Origin of the sequence: Paenibacillus sp. FSL R7-0297, assembly GCF_038009025.1 — a bacterium.
Taxonomy (GTDB): domain Bacteria; phylum Bacillota; class Bacilli; order Paenibacillales; family Paenibacillaceae; genus Paenibacillus_AQ.
This window is the reverse complement of the sequence record NZ_JBBPAQ010000001.1, coordinates 7,348,971-7,364,636: the sequence shown is the minus strand read 5'-3', so window position 1 is coordinate 7,364,636 and position 15,666 is coordinate 7,348,971. Positions and strand designations below refer to the sequence as shown.

Below are 15,666 nucleotides of genomic sequence, written 5' to 3'. Positions count from 1 at the left end.
AAACCTCATTGTATATAAAATAAAGCAGCGTATCAACATTAGTTGATAAGCTGCTTTTAATATTCGTCCTGTCTGCATGCGTAATCGTTACTTATTCAGCATGGCGGGGATTTCACCCAGCAGCCATTCTCTGGTGGCGGCATCACTGGAGGTTTTCATGATGTCCTGTGTATAGACATAGCCGTTCTTAACAGCCGGCAGGCTTTTCCAGACTGCACTCTCCAGCAGCTTGTCGGTCGATGCCTTGGCTTCGTCAGCTACCGGCGTCAGAAGGAAAATACGGTCCCCTGCGTATTCCTGGATAACCTCCATCGAAATCTCCTGGAAGCCCATGTCGGCGTCAAGCACCTTTTGAATAGCGGCAGTAGGCTTGAATCCATTCTCTCCATACAGTACCTGCGACAGGCCGGTTGTAGCCATTACAAACAGTCTGTCGCCCGGATAGTAGGTGAAGACTGCGGCAGTTTCGCCTTCCTTCATGCCTGAAGCTTTAAGCTGGGCCCACATGGCATCTTCCTGTGTCTGGTACTGGGCCAGCCAGGCTTCTGCTTCTGCCGTCTTGCCCAAGATACCGCCGATTTCCTGCATCCGTTCCTTCAGCGGGGCGAAGGTATCGAAGATAATCGTTGGAGCGATTTTGGACAAGGCATCGAAATCAGCCTCTTCAATTCCGGCATAGATGATCAGATCCGGCTGAAGCTCAAGCGTCTTCTCCAGGTTGATCGGGAAGCCGACATCTTCTACCCCGGTCAGCTTGTCTTTGAACACCTGGCCTTCAGCCATGGAGAGCGGATAGCCGATGGCCTGTACGCCCAGGGCAATCAGATCGCCGTAAGTTTCCCCGGAGTAGATGATCCGTTGCGGGTTCACAGGAATCTCAACCGTATGGCCTTTGTAATCGGTGTAAGGGCGTGTTGTGGCTGCCGGTTCTGAAGTAGCTTCTACGGTTGGAGCGGCGGTTGCAGCGGTATTGCCGGCAGCTGTGTTAGCCGCAGCGTTGCCTTCATCATTCTTGCTGCTGCAGGCGAGCAGTAAGGTGCTCATCAGGAAGATGATGCACAGGATAGCGAAAGGTTGTCTTGCCTTGTTCATTGTAAGTATGCCTCCCATGTGTATATCGATTACCAATAATGATAATCATTCTCGTTTAAATTATCATAGAGGATAACCCTTCGTTACTCAATGGACAAAACCCAAAGCGGGAACTCGAGTTTGTGCAAAAGAAGAATGCCGCCATTCAGTCAATATTCAGTTTGGGTTGTAATGATGCATGAAATCCGTCCCTTCCGAAGGTCTTCTTAGGTGTGGGGAAATATAGCGGATTTTTGTTATTAACATATTGATAATATCATCAAAGTCTGCTAAGATGTTGTTAATAACAAATTAATAATAACATTAAGTTAATATCAATCGCTAAAATAAACAGCAGGAGGTAATGACCATGTTCGGATTCCGCTTCGTAAAGTTCCAGCCCAGTGAATATGTCCTTAAGGTGAAGAACGGTAAGGTAGTGCAGGAAGGTGTAGGACTTTCTTTCCATTATTACGCGCCTACGACCTCGGTTGTAGTGGTGCCGGTCTCTTCGATTGATGTACCGTTTATGTTCGAGGAAATTACGGCTGATTATCAGACGGTGACCGTGCAGGGGCAGCTGACCTACCGGATCGTGGATTACCGCAAGACTACACAGATTCTTAACTATACGTATAATCTGCGGAAGAATACCTACCTCTCCGATGATCCGCACAAGCTGGCCCAGCGGGTGATCAATATCGCCAAGGTGCTGACCAAGAAGCAGCTCGGGCAGCTGCCGCTGAAGGAAGCCATTCAGTCGAGTGAACGTCTGGCTAAGACAATTACGCTCGAAATCGGACAGAGTGCGGAGATAGAGAAGCTGGGCATCGAGCTAATGGGGCTGTCCATTCTGGCGATCGTGCCGAATAAGGAAACGCTGCGCGCGCTGGAGGCGCAGGCCAGGGAGGAGATTCTCCGCAGCGCCGACGATGCGCTGTATGAACGGCGCAATGCCTCGATTCAGCAGGAGCGGCGTGTGAAGGAGAATGAGCTGAATACGGAGATCGCCGTGGAGACGAAGAAGCGGCAGATCCGCGAAACCCAGCTCGATGCCGAACGCTCGGTGAAGCAGAAGCAGAACGAGATGAAGGAAGAGCAGCTCAGCTTCGATACTGCGCTGGAGGAGAAGAAGCAGGAGCTGATTGAACTGACGGTGGCGAATCAGAGAGCGGAAGCGGATGCCAAGGCCTACGAGTTGTCGGCGGTGATGAATTCGCTCCAGGGCGTAGCACCAAGTGTACTTCAGGCACTGACGAATGTAGGCATGAATCCGGATAAGCTGATTGCCATCGCGTTCCAGGAGCTGGCTGAGAATGCCGGGAAGATCGGGCAGCTCAATATTACGCCGGATCTTTTACAGGGAATTATGGCCGGATCACCGGGTAACGGGGCAGGTGCGGCAAGAGGAGGCAACGGACGATGAGCAGCCCGGTATCCGAGAACAAGATTATTCTGATCAAGCGTAAGACGCGCCTGGAAGAACTGGTGGTCCGCTACAATACGATCCAGCAGGCCCAGTTCTATATTGAACGGCTGGGGGCCGATTTCAGCGATTATCTCAGTGAGGATTTCAATTACCGCAAGGCGGTAGAGGCTGCTGTAACCGAGCTGAGCGCGGCCGGCCGGCTGCAGCTTCTGGACCGGCAGCATGTGCCTAACTTTATTTTTGGAGAGCGGGATACAGTAGTGGTGCTGGGGCAGGACGGTCTGGTGGCCAATACACTGAAATACCTGCGGGAGCAGCCGCTGATCGGCGTGAATCCCGATCCGCAGCGCTGGGATGGTGTGCTGCTGCCCTTCACGGTTAAGGACCTGCGGCAGCTGGTGCCGGAGGTGCTCCGCAGCCAGCGCCAGGTACGCGAGGTTACACTTGCCAGGGCAGAGCTGAACGACGGCCAGAGCCTGTACGGTGTCAACGATCTGTTCATCGGCCGCCGGACCCATGTCTCGGCCCGTTATCAGCTTGAACTGAACGGCACGCTGGAGCAGCAGTCCTCCAGCGGGATTATTGTCTCCACCGGCATGGGCTCCACCGGCTGGCTCAAAAGCGTTCTCGCCGGTGCAGCGGGAATTGTCAGCCAGGCGGCACAATGGCAGGCAGCGGAACAGGTGACGGTAAATGCAGGCTTGGAAGCACACGCGTCTGTAGATGGGGGCAGACCGCAGGAAAGCGGCGGGGTGCTCAAGCTGGCCTGGGATCATCCGGAGCTCTACTTTACGGTACGGGAGCCTTTTCCCAGCCGGACGACTTCGGCCGATCTGGTATTCGGCAGGATCAACAGCCGTATGCCGCTGCGAATTACTTCGCAGATGCCGGAAGACGGGGTAATCTTCAGCGATGGAGTCGAGAGCGACTACCTGGAATTCAACTCCGGCGTAGAGGCAACGATTGGCCTCGCGGAGAAGAGGGGACGGCTGGTAGTCTAACATGCATATGTATGAATGCCGAGGCGCAAAGCGCAGATACAAAGAAGGGGTTCTCCGCGTGCCGCTGGTATGGCTGAGAGAACCCCTTTTGTCTTGAACCGCGTAGTCCGGCGTATATTACTGCGGGAAGCTGCGTCCCTGATTCATCATAGAACCGTAGGAATGGTTAGTCTGCATGGGTGTATGCAGCGGCTGCGGGTTAAATGAAGAGTTAATTGAAGCGTTAATTGGGCTATGCAGTGAATTTACCGGCTGGCTATTGGAAGTGAAGGACGGGCTGAAGGAAGAATTATATCCTCCAGAGCCTGTGCTGAAGCTTTGATTGCCAGAGTTACCAGTGCTGAAGCTTGGGATTCCTGTATTGAAGCCCTGTTGTTCGGTATTGAATCTTTGAATACCACCTGTATTGTAGCCGGCAGTCTGCGGAATCTGCTCCAGCTGTCTGATTAACTGCGAGACCTGCTGCAGCTGCTGCATAGCGGTCTGATGGCCCTGCAATGCCTGCTGAATCATCTGAATGGCCTTATTGCTGTGCTGGCTGAGCTCTTGCAATTTGGCGGCATGCTCCTGCTCCTGCTGCAGAAGCTGCTGGTAATTCTGCGTGCCCTGCTGGGTCTGTGTCATCAGCTGCTGGATGATTTGTTCGCTTTGGCTGATCTGGCTGGAATGGTTTGAATTCAAAGTAAGTGGCCTCCTTGGCGGGTGCTGTAATGGTCATGCGGGCTTATTATCTCTGGCGGAGGCACTTAATATTCATCCTCATGAAACCGCACACGAAGCACCGCTTGAACGGTTACAATTGTGCAAACTCTGCTTCAAATCCGCACGGACGAGTTGATAAGAATAGGTACAAGCTGCTGTGCAACTAATGCGGCAGACTGGCGTCTATGTAGAAAAGAGTTTCCAGAATCACCCATAACCTGGAGGTGGGGCAACCATGAATCTGCGTGAGCGTATCAGCCTGACTACAACTTATGTTCCAAGGAGCATCAAGCTTATGCTTGTGTTCGCAGTGCTGTTCACAGCATGCTTCACAGGATCAGCCGCAGCAGCGTCATCATCATCCTCAGATCTGATTATTGTGAACAAAAAGACGAATAAGCTGGCCTATTTCAGCGCCGGTAAGCTGGAGAAGGTTTTTCCGGTCGCCACCGGCAAGAACAAGAGTCTGACGCCTGAAGGCAGCTTCAAAATTGTGGTCAAAATCAAGAACAGACCCTATTACAAAGAAAAGATTCCCGGAGGCGATCCGGCCAATCCGTTGGGCGACCGCTGGCTGGGACTGGAAGTGAACAACACCTACGGAACCACCTATGCCATTCATGGCAACAATAATGAGGCCTCCATCGGTAAATATGTCAGCGCCGGATGCATCCGGATGCATAATGAGGATATCCACTGGCTGTATCCAAGGATAGCCAATAATACTCCCGTGATCATTACTACTTCAAGACTTGATATGGCAAGCATCGCAGTGAAGAGCGGCTATTCCGCGGGGCCGACAATGATTGCGGGCGTCTTTATCATCAATGGAGAAAAGCTGAAGTTTAAGGATTCTTTCCTGCTGGAGAATTCACGGGTATTCGTTCCGCTCCGCGAATCGGTTGCCCTGCTGGGCGGAACTTTGAAGCTGGAGGCGGGAACCGGAGCGCTTATCATTACTATAGGTGGGCACACCGCGGTCCATCAACCGCTTAGCGAAACAGCGAAGGTGAACGGCAAAACGGTGGCCATGCTGGCCTCGCGGAGCGTAAACGGGCGGTTGTATATTCCCTTAGGCAGCTTGACGCCGCTCTTTGGCCTTCCCGTCATATGGAATGCCAAAGAGGCGACTGTGGAGCTGTGAAGCGACTAAGCTAGAAGCTGCCAGATGGAAGGTCTGTTCGTAGCAATTACGCGCTGCATATATGTCATTGTGGCAGCTTGCTGCTATGCTGCAACCGGCTGATTATGTTTTCTGTGACCGGCCGGCCTAATTGCTCCATTGCATACAGGACAGCTCCTGCTTCGGGCGGGAGCTGTGGCGTTACCACCTTATACTGTTTGTTGGCCCCGTTCTTCAGTAAACTGCGTAATTCCAATTGAAAATACCTGCTGTTTGCCACACTGCCGATGAAGGCTACCGGGACGGTCTGCTGCGCAAAAGAAGAAGCCAGCAGCCCGATGCCCGTCTTAATCTGCTCTGCAGCTCTGCCGCAGACCCGGCCGGCGGTGGAGCTTCCGCGCTCCGCTTCTTCCGTAACTATAGGAGCAAATTCTCCAAAGCGTCTGTCCCGGGCTTTCCGGTCATCGTCAAACCCTTCACTTGCAAGCATGTACAGTTCAATGACTGAAGTGACATTCCAGTGTGCCAGCATCCGGGCGACAAGCAGCTCATCGCTGGAATCCGTGTGACCGGCCAGTATTTCAAAGACGGTATTATATGAGAGGAGCCGGGCGGCACTTGCGGCATAATGATGGAAATCATAATTGCGTAAATAACGTCCGTCTTCATTAATGGCAATAATGATGGAGCCAGTTCCCGAAATGACAATAATGCCGGGCTGCGCAAGCAGTGCTCCATAATGGGCGATAAGCGCGTCATTGACATGCCACCTCGGACAACTCAGCTCCGGAACCCCGGTGAGCGGCAAGATCCAGTCCAAATCCTCAGGCGAGTCGTAACCGGCAATCCCGGCAGCAATGCCGATGACCCTGCCGGGCTCGATGCCGCCGCGTTCCAGCGCTTCCATAATTGCGGACCGCACATTGTGCTGAGCAGCAGAATCCCGGTATGCGGAAGCGCTTCCTTTTTTACAATAAGCCAGTACATTCCCTTCGATATCAGCGGCTATGACCCGGGTATGAGTTCCTCCTCCATCGATTCCAATTACCACATCTGTTCGTTGCATTCTAGACACCTCTTCACGTTCTTTTCTACAGAATACTATAATCACTCCGGCGTTGGATATAACACAGGCAGATACTGCAAGGGAGAAATGCTCCTTCACGACAGCCGCTATACCGCCAGCTTGCGGTTGCTGAAGCAGGATTAACAGGATAAATATAGAAGTTATAGAAGTAAACTGGAGGGGTATTCTTCCGGGTTGCGACGTGGACGGTTGATCAGTCGGGCATTCCATAGGAGGGAGCTAGGATTAGAATACGGATTATAGGTGGCTGCGGCAGCGGTAAATCGTATATAGCCAGAGAATTATCACGAATCTACGATATCCCCTGCTATGAAACTGACAATTATGTCTGGGACCGGAGTACGGACAATACCCGCAACTCAACAGAGGTCAGGGATACCCGGTTAGCTGAAACAGTCGCTGAGGAGTCGTGGATTATAGAAGGCGTGCATCACAAATGGGGGACAGAGAGCTTCCGGGAAGCGGATTTGATTTTTCTGATTCAACCTGATTTGTATGTGCAGAATGGGCGGGTAATCCGGAGGTTCATTAAGACAAGGCTGGGTCTGGAGAAGGGAAACTATAAGCAGACGTTCAAGAACCTGTACATGATGCTGTTCGAATGGAACCCTGGATTCATCAGGGAAGGTGTTCCTGCCATTATGAAATTAACTGAAGCGTACAAGGCTAAGAGGATAATAGTGCACAATAGCAGCGAGATTCTACAGCATGTAAGCAGATACATCGGAAATGCCAGTCTTCTGGAGGCGGGCAATGTAAATCATGAAACCGGAGGACAAAATGAGTAAACTCGCAAGTTTTATGGCAGAAATGCTGCGTTTAGTGGTTCTGCTGGTTCTGACACTAGGTATACTCGGGGGTGTGGAGCAGTGGATCTTCAAAATGTTATATGGATGGACCGGGTATTTGTATACTGCAGTAATCGGTAATTTTCTCGTATTCTTAGTGATGTACCGGAATTATTGGCAGTTCAAGGGCTGGTACAAATCGGAGAAGAATCAGAAGCTGAAGCCGGTGTGGACCCGGAGTCTGAGTGCCGCCGCGCTGCTGCTGATTCTTGTTCCGTTTGCGGTACCGATCTTGATGTAATTAGTTTTGTACAGAGGATGATGCTTCCCCTGGAATTTCAAAGAACTCATTTAGCTTCATATTTTGTTGCCCGGCCGTCCTGGAGGCACCCGTAGCATCAATGAATCCATAGGTTGCCTCCATAACCGGAAGCATCAGATGATAGAACGCGAGGCTACCCTTATAGGAGGGCATTTTTCCGGCCTGATCCACAATTTTGTACGGTATAAAGAAGAGTCCGGCAGAGGATGGGGCACTGTAGTCTATTTTGGCAGACCAGATTTCTTCCGCATAATTACCTGCAACTTCATAATACGAAATACCAGGCCCGCCTTGAATGAAGAAACGGCCCGCTGTGCCTTCCGGGAAATAATAGTCCTGATTCTGTGACTCATTAATGATAGGGATTTGCTTAAGCGTGCTGACGCGGGGAAAATGAAGTGCTGCTGTACGTGCTTCCCCCAGATTCGCGGATTGGAGTTGAGTGATCAGCGCCTCATCTGCTTTGGCGACATACACAATCCGGGTGGCCGCATTCCAGGCTACATGCGCATCTGCGGCTTCTGCTATAAAGCGGATCGGCACCATGACTCTGCCATTAACCAAGACCGAGGCGACAGGCAGGGCGGCTTGTTTGGTACCAATAAGGGCGGTCTTGTGACCCGCAACCAGTGTGATTATTACCCCGCTCCGGTCAATCGTAACCGTCTTGGTGGCATTGCTCCAAGCGACAGTAATCCCCGGGATATGCTTCACTACATTTAGCGGGACCATGGTTGTGCCTTGTGTGAGATAAGGGGGCATGTCCGTGCTTATCGTGGAGTTGTTTATTTCTACTGAAATGGTTGGAGCTGAAGCAGGGGCCGCCAGGGCAGTGCCGGACAGCAATATTAACAGCAGCAGCGGCAGGCAGATAAATTTGATGACCTTCATCTTGAGTAGTCCTCCTTCGGGAATATCGTTGATTTACTAAAATTATACAGTTATAGACGCCGGATCTAATTGAAAGTTGCGTATATGCCAGTTGTACTCCGATATGTCTTGGAAGTTCATAGTAGAGGAGGGTGAGCTCTGACCCGGAAATCATGGATAATGTCCGCAATAACAGTACTGATCGTAGCATCCCTGGGTTATGCATGGTTTCGTCCGCAGCATGTGGAGCGGGAGTACCCTAGTGTGATCTACTCCAATAATGAAGTCGTGAAGCATAGCGCAATCGGGCTGAAGGGTGAAGTATGGAGAGGCGTACCCGGACGAAGTGAGTTTACCGGAGAGCTTGCACTGGATGGGGATCTTCATTATGATGTGAAGCTTAAGGATAGCGGCGGATACTATTTGGGAATTCTTACTGTCCTGGATGCAGACCGGTCACGGCGTTCGGTTGGCTCAATTATAGCGTCTCAGAAGCTGGAAAAGTTCTGGATTATGCTGACCCATCTTGATGAGCGCTACGGACTTGCCGCAGGAGAGGGATATATCTCGGGTCCGGCTAATACGCTAGAGGAGGCCATACAGACCGGGAAGGATATTATGGGTTCGGCCTGGGATAGCAAGTAGAAGGCGGAGGGGGAACAGTATGGAGCAGCGGATAGAGGAACAGCTTGATTGGAGTGACTATGTAGGTTTTGGGAAAAGGGTACTGATCAGCTTCATTGATTTTCTGATTCTGGCCCTTCCTACGTATTTTTTGAACAGGATTTGCGTCTCAGCCGCAGAATCGGCGGAGTCGGCGTTTCCGCTTTTTATTCAGTTTGTGCTGCTGATGGGCTTCAATGTGTTCATGGTTGTCAAATATGGGGGGACTCCGGGCAGACTAATTTCTGGGGGCAAGAATAATTAATGGGGACGGTAGGTATCCGGCGCTGAAGCAGGCTCTGATCAGGGATTGCTTCCTCATCATCAACGGCTTTCTTGCAGTTATTGTGAGTCTGAACACAGAGGAATTATCTGCGGTTTCCAGCAGTCTTGCCAATTGGAGTCCGCTCGCCATGAGTTTGAATGTGTTCTTTGGCTGGGTAGTGGTCGCCGACTGCCTATTCGTTGTATTCACCCAGCGTAACCGGGCGCTGCATGATATGATGGCCGGAACCTATGTGGTTAAGAAAATTGCTCTGGACCATCTTGTTTGAGCCCACAGGATAGAATTAACCAAGTACAAAGGGAATAGATCAGGCGGCGTTACCGCTCTTGTTCTATTCCCTTTGCCCTGTTTCGGAGGTGGATCAGCCCACCTCCAGAACGGCTTTCATGAACGTCTTCAGCGCGGAATCCCCGCTTTCTTCAGTCCATTCCCTGAGCTTCCCGGACCTTGCTGTATATAGCTCCAGCATCTGTTTCAGCTGCCGGTCAAAGAGCTCCGGCTGTCCCGTACGCTCTGCCTTCATCTGGGTTATCAGCTTCGCCCAGTTAACTGGGCTGGAGCCGGGACTATGCTGGGGATAATGCTGAGCAAGCTTTAGTACAGCATCGAGCGGCTGTCCCGCCGCCAGCTCTGCAGCCAGATAGCTGCCGGTGAAGCGGTGGCTGCCATCCTCCTCCAGCGAGGCGACGAATTGCCTGCGGGCTTCGTCCAATTCCCCCTGGTACATCAGCGCGGTAGCGTTAATACCCAGATCATAGCTGTTCGGTTTCTGGTCACGCAGCTCAAGAAACCAGGAATAATAATGATTGTAGCTTTTCCAGTCGGACTGCTCATAGTAGTAAAGCGCCAGGTTGAAGACAGAGTCTGCAGTCGGACGCAGCTCTACAAGCTTCACTAGCAGAGGTATCGTTGCGGCTTCTAAGGATTTGTCTTTAGTATAGGAAGCCTTGGCTGTCATGAGATGAACCAGCATTTTGAGCGCATGATCATCCTGTGGATCTCTGGCATAGTCGTGGCGGTACGCTTCCAGTGCCTGTTCAAGCTTCTGCGCTTTAACCAGCTGATCGGCAGCGGTAAGACTGCGTGATTGTAAATAGAAGAAAGGCAGATTGCCGACGGTGTCCTCGTTCAGCCGGTAGCCATTGCTGCGGGTAATCACCCGCCCGGATACATCATAGGCTTCTATGCTCCACGAGAAGCGTCCGCTTGGATCGGCGAAGCCGAGCAGCGAGGAGGGCTCAACGGATTCCCAGCCTTCTCCGCTGCTGCTGGTGGAGAAACCGCCGCTGTTATACAGATCTGTTACAGGGATGGAAATCTTATTCCCCGTGATATGCTGGCGGATTACATAACTGAAGGTGCTGCCTTCGGCTGAGACTGTGCCGCTGAGACTGTAAGAGGCCGCATTCCGGACAGTCTCCCACTCGAATTCTACAGAATCACCTGTAAGGAGCTGCGAATTTACCGGTGACTTCAGCTCCAGCAAGGGCTGAAGGATAATATTATTAGTCAAACGGTCATTTGGTTTGATTTCGATCCAGTCATCCGCCTGCACAGGCCAGGTCCAGCCATCGATCTGCTCAAAGCTCAGGCCCAAAAATAACTGATAATAGCCGGGAATGACGCCTGTGAAGGAAAACCGGCCCTGTGCATCTGTGACGATTTCATACGGCTCCGAGCCATATAACACACTATGACTAACTTCGCTCTCCGGCCGCAGGAAGATGCCTGCCCGGGAGACCGGAGTACCGTCGCTGTAGGTTAGTGTCCCTGACACGGTGGCAGGCGCAAGTTTGCCTGAATCTGCAGCAGCTGTAAGTGCAGTCTGAAGTGCAAGCAGCTGCCGCTGCATTTCGGAAGTGGGTTCACTCATATTCTCTGTAGCAGCTTCAAGGGAATCTTGAGCCGATGAAGGTTGCTCTGTGGAGCCCTGGGGGCTTAAGTCATTTCCTTCGTTCACTTCATGATAATTCTTGTCACGTGACTCCTGGTAACTCTTCAGACTGTTGTTCACCAGCTCCAGCGCTTCGCTGCACTTACCTTCTGCAAAGAGCAGCCGCGCACCAAGCCAGGCTGAACGGGCTTCATGTTCGTATTCGCCATCATGTACGGGGGAATGGGCTTGCTTCAGCAAGTCTCCTGCAGCCGCCCAATTCCCTGCGTTCAATGCCCTCTCAGCCTGAAGCAAAGCCAGCTCTCTGAACATAGAGGATTTACTGCTGATTCTGGTGCGTACTTCCGTAAGTACCGCATCCCCGTCATCTCCGGCACCCAGGACATCGTATTCATATACAAGCTGTTTAGCGGCAGTAAGCAAATAGCCGTCTATAGGGCCTTCGAGTACATATTCTCTCAGGAACCGGAGCTTATCTGCGGGTAGCAGCGGCAGTGGTGTCTCTTCGTTATTGTTCTGGCTCCATTGGCTGGAAGAGGAGCCGATATACACATTGAAATCATACGGCTGTATCCAATTGCCTGGTTCAATTATTGTAGTGCGGATAAGCGTCATACGCTTGCTTCCGCTGCTGGCAGCCAGCTTGCTCAGCAGCATTTCGCGTGCGAGAGCCCCGGTATCCGCTGTGGCGGAGGTTGCAGGCTGAACCGATGGCGCTGCTGCCTGTTGAAGAACAGCTGGTATTAGAATTAGCAGCGCAAGCGGAAGCAGCACGAACAGCACCAGCTGCTTGACCTTGATTCTAATTTTCATGGCTTCTCACCGCCTGTTCATAGATGTCTTTCCAGTACGTATTGCCGCCAGCTTCAATCAGTTCCCGCTGGCCCTGTACGGGCAGTGTACGGGCCCCATGTTCCGGGGGCCCGCTCTGCGGGTAGCAGAGGATCAGCGCACCTGCGATTAATAGCGCAGATAGCGCACCCAGTGGCTTGAGTGGAATTTCCAGCTCCTTATTCCATAGTGCCCGCAGGCGGGCCAGCGGTGCGGTAGGATGAGTCTGCTGCAGAACCCGTTCTTGTCCGCTGAAGGAGAGGCTGCTCAACTCTTCATCCAGACGGCGTTTGATGTGTTCTTGTTCATTGCTCATAGAGCATACCCCTCCTTCTCCAGAATCTGCTTCAGCAGTGTCCGTCCCCGGGATAACCGGGATTTCACCGTATTGTCCGGTAATCTCAACTGCCCGCTGATCTCACGGATGCTCATCTCATGGTAATAGTACAGCGTCAGACATTCGCGGTAGATGTAATCCAGACTTCTTACAGCTTCACTTAGCTGCAGATTATGCCATTCTGCTATAAACAGCTCTTCTGCGCCTGCGGAGGCGCCTGCTTCATTCTGTACCCAGGCCCCGCCCTCCGGCGCAGGAAAAATATTTCGCCAGCTCCATGTCCGCTGCCTCATCCGGCAGCGGTTAACCACGATGGCAATCAGCCAGGGTCTCAGACGCTGAGGGTCCTTCAGCTGCCCGATTTTGGCATAGGCCTGAATGAAGGTATCCTGCACGGCTTCCTCGGCAGACTGCCGGTCCCGCAGAAGCAGCCAGGCGGTCCGGAGCAGCATATCCCCATATTGCTCCATCAGCTGGCGGAGAGCGGACTCATCCCTGGCTTTGATTCTCTCTATAATATCCAGATGAAGCTCCCCTCCCTTTATTAGTAAGATGCGTGCTGCGGGAGGAAGGTTGCGTGCTGCAGGGAAATAATTCCTGAATTGAAGGGCTTGAGCAGCGAATTTGTTTTTCAATTGCAGAAAGTGCAATAGAAAACTCGTTTTTGGAGGCTGGAAAGCAATCTGCTGTATTTGATGCAACAGAATTTTGAGGAATGACTGTATAAGGGTGTTTTTCTGATTGTTGCCTGCAGAAAGTGCAATAGAATCAAATTCCGGGTGATTTTTAGGGAGTTCTATTGCTAAATGCAACAGATCCGGATTGCAGCTTTGGGGCGGGTAGCGGTAAGAGAAACGCTGCAACTACACGCGGCAGTATCAGTCCCAACTGGAACATGCCAAAAATGTTCTATAGAAGGGCGGCCTGAGAAGGAGCATCGTGCAACCTTTAGCGGGGGCACTGCGTCATAGGTTAACAGTTTAGATTGTAGAGGAAGTTCCCGAAAACGAAGGAGATGGCATCATGATCACATCATTCAAAACGATAGCAGGTATAATTCTACTTGGCGGAATGCTCAGTCTAACGGCTTGTAATTCCGGTAAGCCGGATGCGGTGAATACCGGCGGGGCGGCTGCGCAAGCCTCGGAGGCTCCGGCGTCTGCACAGCCGGAAGGGAGTCCCGCCCCTGGTGCGGGCACGGAGTCGGCTGAAGCTGGCGGCGGTGCAGCAACAGCTGCACCTGACGCGGCTCCTGCTGCGCAAGGCGGCACTGGCGCGGCCGCTTCACCTGCGGCTGCAGAGCCTGGCGCAGCGGCAGGAGCCTCGTCGGCTGCTACGCCGCAGGAGCTGAGCAAGCAGCTGAAAGAGCTGCTGCAGCTTGCCAAGCAGGGCAAGGTGCCCGGCGTGGAATATGCTGCACACAGTGGACTCATTGACGATGTGGAAGCAGCATGGGGAGAGCCGGACACCAAAGAATCGGCAGGCAAAGGCATTTATTCCACGTATGCCGGCAAGCACGTGGTATTCGGCTTTAACAAAGGCAGCCAAATCTTTGATGTGCGTTCAAGCGCCTCCGATTTACAAAAGCTGACGCTGAAGCAGATTGAAGAAGTCCTCGGCAAGCCGGACGCTACCTCAGTGAACGGCAGCGATGACATTTATATATACCAGGCGGGCAAGCAGTACCAGCTCAAGTTCATCATCCCGGATTTAACGGGTACCGTGGATCATATCTCAGTATTCTCCAAACAGGATTCCATCAACAATATGGCTGGTTAGAACAGCATCTGTAAGCCCCCGGATTGCGGCAGCTGCAGTCACATAGATAGCAATTTATGAAGAGTCCCTTCGCAGCGGCAACTGTGGAGGGACTCTTCTTGTTAACCGCAAATAATATTGCAGATAAGTACCTGCCAGCAGGCTCGGCTTCCGACGAAGTCTGCTGGTTACATGCTTCCCTACGCTCCCGATGAAGTTACGCCATCCCCGAACCGGCTGTCCCTCATGAATGCAGTTGCTGCTATCGTGCGCAGAACTTCTTGCTGATATAATCAGTTTATGGGTTGATCTGTAGAAAGAAGAGAGGCACAGCTATGCATCTGGAGTTGAACGAAAGTGAATATAAAGTATCTGCCGGCGGATTAACCATAGAGCTGCTGCCCAAGGAGTTTGCGCTTCTGCAGTTTCTGTACCGCAACAGGGGGAGGACCTTCAGCCGCGAGCAGCTTCTGGATAAAGTCTGGCCCATGGAGTATCCGGTGGAGCGGACCGTCGATGATCATATCTACCGGCTGCGGAAGAAGCTGCGCGGCCTTAGCGGAATCGACATCAAGACCATCCGCGGATTCGGATACAGTCTGGCTGTGCAGGGCTCTCCGGAGGGCGTAGCGATGAATCCGGCAACGAATGATCCGGAGCTGCGGAATACAATGAGTGAGGTATTCATGAAGTTTCATATCTACGGTCAGGGCAAATCGATGCTGACCCTCGCACGCCAGCAGGACATTCTCGGCTACGAGCTGGACCCGCATTATTCGATGGTCGTTCATTTCGTCCAGGGAGATTTGGAGTGGCTGATCTACACGGACGAGGTTCCGCTGAAGGACCGGCTTTTTTACCTCAACCTGTTCTATTTCTTCATAGGTGACCCTAAGGTGAAGATGGAATATGCCGAGCGTCTGATTGAGCGGAAACTGCTGAACCCCCCTGAACAGCTGGAACTGGAGATTCTGACCATGCTGGATTTGTACACCTTGGCAGGCCAGCCGGACAAAGCGCTGGAACGCCTGAAACGTTCCTATCAGGTAATATCCGAACCGGATTTTGAGAACTTCGTTCCGGCGACGCAGATTACGGAGCTGTTCATTCATCTGGTGGCGGGAACCGGGGATGAGCAGTTGGAGCGTATGGACGAAACCGTCAGCCGGACCCTGAGGGACAAGCCTTTTCTGCGGGAGATCGGCGGTTACAAAGTAGTAAAGGGACTCTGGGCGCTTCGGCGGGCACAGTGGGCAGAGGGAGAGAAACTGATCAATGAAGGATTGCAGGTGCTCGATATGTCCGGGTTTGTGCCGCTGCGGTTCTATTCGGTGTACCGGATCAACCATTTCTGCCGCATGTTTCTGGCCGGAAGTCCCTTGGGACGCAAATACGAGAGCCTGTTTACAGCAGAGCTTGAAGCGTTTGGTCTGGTAAGGCTGGAACGGGCACTCGAAAATCTGCTGCTGCCGCTGCTCGAGGCCCCCTGATAATTCTCTGACAA

At 52.2% G+C, this 15,666-nt stretch carries 17 protein-coding genes; 10 read left to right on the top strand and 7 right to left on the bottom strand.

What is annotated here, in order from left to right; all coding sequences use genetic code 11:
• Window positions 1–87: 87 nt before the first annotated feature.
• The gene (locus MKZ24_RS31920; protein WP_340789843.1) at window positions 88–1,092 is read right to left on the bottom strand and encodes an ABC transporter substrate-binding protein; all 1,005 of its coding nucleotides are present in this window, start codon (window positions 1,090–1,092) and stop codon (window positions 88–90) included.
• Window positions 1,093–1,441: 349 nt separating this feature from the next.
• On the opposite strand from MKZ24_RS31920, the gene MKZ24_RS31915 reads away from it, so the two are divergent.
• Window positions 1,442–2,497 carry an SPFH domain-containing protein gene (locus tag MKZ24_RS31915; protein ID WP_340789842.1) on the top strand — a complete coding sequence of 352 codons (1,056 nt, stop codon included), beginning with the start codon at window positions 1,442–1,444 and terminating at the stop codon, window positions 2,495–2,497.
• Window positions 2,494–3,501 carry a sugar kinase gene (locus tag MKZ24_RS31910; protein ID WP_340789840.1) on the top strand — a complete coding sequence of 336 codons (1,008 nt, stop codon included), beginning with the start codon at window positions 2,494–2,496 and terminating at the stop codon, window positions 3,499–3,501. The genes MKZ24_RS31915 and MKZ24_RS31910 overlap by 4 nt, the downstream gene beginning before the upstream one ends.
• Before the next feature lie 117 nt (window positions 3,502–3,618).
• Here the strand turns inward: MKZ24_RS31910 and MKZ24_RS31905 are convergent, their stop codons facing one another.
• Window positions 3,619–4,182 carry a hypothetical protein gene (locus MKZ24_RS31905; RefSeq protein WP_340789837.1) on the bottom strand — a complete coding sequence of 188 codons (564 nt, stop codon included), beginning with the start codon at window positions 4,180–4,182 and terminating at the stop codon, window positions 3,619–3,621.
• Between the two features lie 256 nt (window positions 4,183–4,438).
• Here MKZ24_RS31905 and MKZ24_RS31900 point away from each other — a divergent pair, with 256 nt between their 5' ends.
• The gene (locus tag MKZ24_RS31900) at window positions 4,439–5,347 is read left to right on the top strand and encodes a L,D-transpeptidase family protein (RefSeq protein ID WP_340789835.1); all 909 of its coding nucleotides are present in this window, start codon (window positions 4,439–4,441) and stop codon (window positions 5,345–5,347) included.
• Window positions 5,348–5,411: 64 nt separating this feature from the next.
• Here the strand turns inward: MKZ24_RS31900 and MKZ24_RS31895 are convergent, their stop codons facing one another.
• Window positions 5,412–6,392, bottom strand: a complete 981-nt coding sequence (locus MKZ24_RS31895) for an N-acetylglucosamine kinase (protein WP_340789831.1) — start codon at window positions 6,390–6,392, stop codon at window positions 5,412–5,414.
• Window positions 6,393–6,838: 446 nt separating this feature from the next.
• On the opposite strand from MKZ24_RS31895, the gene MKZ24_RS31890 reads away from it, so the two are divergent.
• On the top strand, window positions 6,839–7,201 hold the full coding sequence (locus MKZ24_RS31890) for a hypothetical protein (RefSeq protein ID WP_197073037.1): 363 nt from the start codon (window positions 6,839–6,841) through the stop codon (window positions 7,199–7,201).
• The gene (locus tag MKZ24_RS31885; protein ID WP_042233079.1) at window positions 7,194–7,502 is read left to right on the top strand and encodes a hypothetical protein; all 309 of its coding nucleotides are present in this window, start codon (window positions 7,194–7,196) and stop codon (window positions 7,500–7,502) included. Before MKZ24_RS31890 ends, MKZ24_RS31885 begins: the two co-directional genes overlap by 8 nt.
• Here the strand turns inward: MKZ24_RS31885 and MKZ24_RS31880 are convergent, their stop codons facing one another.
• Window positions 7,503–8,414, bottom strand: a complete 912-nt coding sequence (locus MKZ24_RS31880; protein ID WP_340789828.1) for a copper amine oxidase N-terminal domain-containing protein — start codon at window positions 8,412–8,414, stop codon at window positions 7,503–7,505. It abuts the gene before it with no gap.
• 159 nt (window positions 8,415–8,573) lie between these two features.
• On the opposite strand from MKZ24_RS31880, the gene MKZ24_RS31875 reads away from it, so the two are divergent.
• Genes MKZ24_RS31875 through MKZ24_RS31865 form a run of 3 tightly spaced genes read left to right on the top strand, consistent with a single transcriptional unit; the run spans window position 8,574 to window position 9,610 of the window.
• Complete coding sequence (locus tag MKZ24_RS31875; protein WP_340789826.1) at window positions 8,574–9,038, top strand: hypothetical protein; 465 nt, start codon at window positions 8,574–8,576, stop codon at window positions 9,036–9,038.
• A 19-nt stretch (window positions 9,039–9,057) separates the two neighbouring features.
• A complete protein-coding gene (locus tag MKZ24_RS31870) occupies window positions 9,058–9,321 on the top strand; it encodes an RDD family protein (RefSeq protein WP_340789824.1) in 264 nt (87 codons plus the stop codon).
• Window positions 9,302–9,610 carry an RDD family protein gene (locus MKZ24_RS31865; protein WP_340790261.1) on the top strand — a complete coding sequence of 103 codons (309 nt, stop codon included), beginning with the start codon at window positions 9,302–9,304 and terminating at the stop codon, window positions 9,608–9,610. Before MKZ24_RS31870 ends, MKZ24_RS31865 begins: the two co-directional genes overlap by 20 nt.
• A gap of 93 nt (window positions 9,611–9,703) precedes the next feature.
• Here MKZ24_RS31865 and MKZ24_RS31860 read toward each other — a convergent pair whose 3' ends face one another.
• Genes MKZ24_RS31860 through MKZ24_RS31850 form a run of 3 tightly spaced genes read right to left on the bottom strand, consistent with a single transcriptional unit; the run spans window position 9,704 to window position 13,039 of the window.
• The gene (locus MKZ24_RS31860) at window positions 9,704–12,049 is read right to left on the bottom strand and encodes a carboxypeptidase-like regulatory domain-containing protein (protein ID WP_340789822.1); all 2,346 of its coding nucleotides are present in this window, start codon (window positions 12,047–12,049) and stop codon (window positions 9,704–9,706) included.
• On the bottom strand, window positions 12,039–12,383 hold the full coding sequence (locus MKZ24_RS31855) for a hypothetical protein (protein ID WP_042233091.1): 345 nt from the start codon (window positions 12,381–12,383) through the stop codon (window positions 12,039–12,041). Before MKZ24_RS31855 ends, MKZ24_RS31860 begins: the two co-directional genes overlap by 11 nt.
• Entirely contained in the window at window positions 12,380–13,039 is a 660-nt protein-coding gene (locus MKZ24_RS31850; protein ID WP_340789819.1) for an RNA polymerase sigma factor, read from the bottom strand. Before MKZ24_RS31850 ends, MKZ24_RS31855 begins: the two co-directional genes overlap by 4 nt.
• A 388-nt stretch (window positions 13,040–13,427) precedes the next feature.
• On the opposite strand from MKZ24_RS31850, the gene MKZ24_RS31845 reads away from it, so the two are divergent.
• Window positions 13,428–14,183: a YjgB family protein gene (locus tag MKZ24_RS31845; protein WP_340789817.1), complete on the top strand. Its 756-nt coding sequence runs from the start codon at window positions 13,428–13,430 to the stop codon at window positions 14,181–14,183.
• 314 nt (window positions 14,184–14,497) lie between these two features.
• Complete coding sequence (locus MKZ24_RS31840; protein ID WP_340789815.1) at window positions 14,498–15,652, top strand: winged helix-turn-helix domain-containing protein; 1,155 nt, start codon at window positions 14,498–14,500, stop codon at window positions 15,650–15,652.
• The last annotated feature ends 14 nt before the right edge of the window (window positions 15,653–15,666 follow it).

Coding starts and splice junctions, on each gene's coding strand:
- MKZ24_RS31840 (WP_340789815.1), top strand. CDS start 14,498: ATGCATCTGGAGTTGAACGAAAGTGAATATAAAGTATCTGCCGGCGGA.
- MKZ24_RS31910 (WP_340789840.1), top strand. CDS start 2,494: ATGAGCAGCCCGGTATCCGAGAACAAGATTATTCTGATCAAGCGTAAG.
- MKZ24_RS31855 (WP_042233091.1), bottom strand. CDS start 12,383: ATGAGCAATGAACAAGAACACATCAAACGCCGTCTGGATGAAGAGTTG.
- MKZ24_RS31895 (WP_340789831.1), bottom strand. CDS start 6,392: ATGCAACGAACAGATGTGGTAATTGGAATCGATGGAGGAGGAACTCAT.
- MKZ24_RS31915 (WP_340789842.1), top strand. CDS start 1,442: ATGTTCGGATTCCGCTTCGTAAAGTTCCAGCCCAGTGAATATGTCCTT.
- MKZ24_RS31900 (WP_340789835.1), top strand. CDS start 4,439: ATGAATCTGCGTGAGCGTATCAGCCTGACTACAACTTATGTTCCAAGG.
- MKZ24_RS31845 (WP_340789817.1), top strand. CDS start 13,428: ATGATCACATCATTCAAAACGATAGCAGGTATAATTCTACTTGGCGGA.
- MKZ24_RS31880 (WP_340789828.1), bottom strand. CDS start 8,414: ATGAAGGTCATCAAATTTATCTGCCTGCCGCTGCTGCTGTTAATATTG.
- MKZ24_RS31870 (WP_340789824.1), top strand. CDS start 9,058: ATGGAGCAGCGGATAGAGGAACAGCTTGATTGGAGTGACTATGTAGGT.
- MKZ24_RS31920 (WP_340789843.1), bottom strand. CDS start 1,092: ATGAACAAGGCAAGACAACCTTTCGCTATCCTGTGCATCATCTTCCTG.
- MKZ24_RS31860 (WP_340789822.1), bottom strand. CDS start 12,049: ATGAAAATTAGAATCAAGGTCAAGCAGCTGGTGCTGTTCGTGCTGCTT.
- MKZ24_RS31875 (WP_340789826.1), top strand. CDS start 8,574: ATGTCCGCAATAACAGTACTGATCGTAGCATCCCTGGGTTATGCATGG.
- MKZ24_RS31885 (WP_042233079.1), top strand. CDS start 7,194: ATGAGTAAACTCGCAAGTTTTATGGCAGAAATGCTGCGTTTAGTGGTT.